Origin of the sequence: Thiothrix caldifontis (assembly GCF_900107695.1) — a bacterium.
GTDB classification, from domain to species: Bacteria; Pseudomonadota; Gammaproteobacteria; order Thiotrichales; family Thiotrichaceae; genus Thiothrix; species Thiothrix caldifontis.
In genome coordinates, this window is record NZ_FNQP01000054.1 from 1 (window position 1) to 2,345 (window position 2,345).

General features: G+C 33.5%; 4 protein-coding genes. All 4 read left to right on the top strand.

The genetic code is table 11. The features are described from left to right. The first annotated feature begins 144 nt into the window (after window positions 1-144). The 4 genes from BLV87_RS18830 to BLV87_RS18845 all read left to right on the top strand — a co-directional run bounded on the left by BLV87_RS18830 (window position 145) and on the right by BLV87_RS18845 (window position 2,150). Window positions 145-588: a hypothetical protein gene (locus BLV87_RS18830; RefSeq protein WP_093071190.1), complete on the top strand. Its 444-nt coding sequence runs from the start codon at window positions 145-147 to the stop codon at window positions 586-588. Between the two features lie 3 nt (window positions 589-591). Beyond that, window positions 592-1,035, top strand: a complete 444-nt coding sequence (locus BLV87_RS18835; RefSeq protein ID WP_093071192.1) for an SPOR domain-containing protein — start codon at window positions 592-594, stop codon at window positions 1,033-1,035. Between the two features lie 156 nt (window positions 1,036-1,191). After that, window positions 1,192-1,644 (top strand): hypothetical protein, encoded by a 453-nt coding sequence (locus BLV87_RS19730; protein ID WP_093071194.1) that lies wholly within the window; start codon window positions 1,192-1,194, stop codon window positions 1,642-1,644. A 23-nt stretch (window positions 1,645-1,667) separates the two neighbouring features. Further along, entirely contained in the window at window positions 1,668-2,150 is a 483-nt protein-coding gene (locus tag BLV87_RS18845) for a lecithin retinol acyltransferase family protein (protein WP_175518086.1), read from the top strand. Window positions 2,151-2,345 lie beyond the last annotated feature (195 nt).

Sequence of the window (2,345 nt, forward strand, 5' to 3'; positions counted from 1 at the left end):
AACGGTTTCTTCATCTGGGGCTTGCTGGTAACATTCCCTAGTAGCATTTAACAAGATGTTGCTGCATACCTGACGGATGCAGAACTAAGACGTTAGAATTACAAATACTCACTTTTCCCACAACAAATAAATAAGGCATTATTCATGATGGATTTTCTATCTTCATTTGCTGGCGTAAGTAGTTTTTTAGGAATTATTGGACTAATAATCTATGCCTTTATTCATATATCAAGTACTTTATCGTTTAGAAAGACCATCGACCCAGAAACAATAGTCGCCTTAAAAAAGCATAATCTGGACATAAATCAACTAAAAAATATGCCAGAAAATACAGCACAAGAATTAATAAAGAGTCACTCTGATATATCAGATAAAATAATTGGATTACTGGGTAATGATAGCACTAAAAGAAATAAGGTTATTCTAATAACGTCAATAGCACTATTTGTTTTTGGATTATCAGGCTTTTCTGCAAAAATATGGACTGATGTAAACTCGAAAAAAGAAAATCAAAAACAAAGTAATGAAATAGATTGTCCTAAAGAATTAAATGATAAATCCCCTGTCGAATGTCTTTTTAAGGAATGAGAAATGAAATATTTAATAGCAGCTATTTTGTTATTTACAACCACTCACTCTTATGCTGATTGTGTTTTTGGTCTTGATAATGTGTCAAATGTAGGAGGAGTAAAAGATATTTTGAGATGTTTACAAGATGAAATCAATGCTATTAAAGGAGAAGAATCTGATAATCAAACACCCACAAATAATCGTCGTTATACCATACAAATCATGGCAACTTCTAATGCCAGTCACGCCAAAGAAGTTCAAGAGACATTTAAAACATTTGGATATGATTCATTTATAAAGCCATCACTAAATACGGCTAATAAAAACAAACCAATTTGGTACAAGGTGATGGTTGGAAATTATCAATGGGAATCAGAAGCAGCACAGAATAAGTCAACTCTAATATTAAACCATCCTTTATATAAAGATAGTTTTGTTACGTCTATTGTTTTTAATAATGATTAATAATATAAAAGTTCTAACGAGTACATCGACGACGGACGCGGTGACAGCCCGCGATTCTTACTTTCTACTCCCCGCCGCGCCCGTCATGCATGACGTTGGCGTGTTATCACTGCTATAAATAATAACCTGTAAAAACCAAGGGAAAGAGTTTGTAATATGATATGGATGATTTTAATTTTCTTTGCCATCATATACTTTCATGGTTTTCATCCTTTCAATAAGATTTTTTCATTTATATTCTCAATCTTATTTCCAACAGATAATCAAAGAGTCACTGCCGAAAATGTACTGATTTTCATAATTATTCCACTGTTAGGTGTCATTTTTATGATAATAGAGTCAAACAGCTATGACGGCTGGACTAAAATCGTTCCTCGCGCATATTTATTTATTGTCATTTGGTCTTTTTTGATAATAAAAAATTTATCTTTTTTCCTTAGAAATCTTGAAAGCATAACAAATTCAAAAATACTTTCATCATTACTAACAATATTAACATTAATAGATTTGTTGATATTTTTTAATTCAAAAGCTGCTATAGTAGTGATGGCTTTAGTTGTAGAGCTACTAATTTTTAATCTCATCATATTTTTGAAGAAGAATATATAGCACCTATATGGGATATGTTAAAAATGGCATGGCGACTATTAACTTTACCAATTTCTAATATGATAGAAGGTATTATAGATACTTGCCGAGATCGAGTCTCTCCAATAATAGGGAGTGTTCTATATTGTGACCTTGCTTTTGGATACATGGAGCATTCTGGAATATATGTTGGTAATAATAAAATAGTACATTTATCAGGTTCTGGAAAAATTGAAATTGTAAATCCAAAGCAATTTGTAGATGGCGGAAGTGGCTGTGGCATTTATGTATCTTGTTACGATAATAAAGCTGTAGGATCAAACGAAGTAGCTAGAGTTGCAGAAAGCATGGTTGGGAGAAAAAGAAATTATAACTTTATTTTAGATAACTGTCATCAATTCAGCGCAGGTTGTTTGACTGGTAACTTTGAAAATCCTTGCAATTTTTTATGGATGCTAAAAAAAGAAACGGCAGAGACTATAGGATCAAATACTTGGAGATTTTGGGATATATCATTATTCAGTTAATTAATTATTATCAGATTAATTCGCCAACAAGTTATTCGACGACGGACGCGGTGACAGCCCGCGTCTTCGTCCATTCTACTCCACGCCGCGCCCGTCATGTGAGACGTTGAGGCTGTAGAAAAACCCTCCGAACCGCCATTTTGTGGGATAATCAGGCATCGCAAGCACCAGAATGAGTAGACAGGCATGGCACGC

Bases quoted from the DNA above. Each gene is read 5' to 3' on its own strand.
- BLV87_RS18830 (WP_093071190.1), top strand. From the start codon at position 145: ATGATGGATTTTCTATCTTCATTTGCTGGCGTAAGTAGTTTTTTAGGA.
- BLV87_RS19730 (WP_093071194.1), top strand. From the start codon at position 1,192: ATGATATGGATGATTTTAATTTTCTTTGCCATCATATACTTTCATGGT.
- BLV87_RS18845 (WP_175518086.1), top strand. From the start codon at position 1,668: ATGGCATGGCGACTATTAACTTTACCAATTTCTAATATGATAGAAGGT.
- BLV87_RS18835 (WP_093071192.1), top strand. From the start codon at position 592: ATGAAATATTTAATAGCAGCTATTTTGTTATTTACAACCACTCACTCT.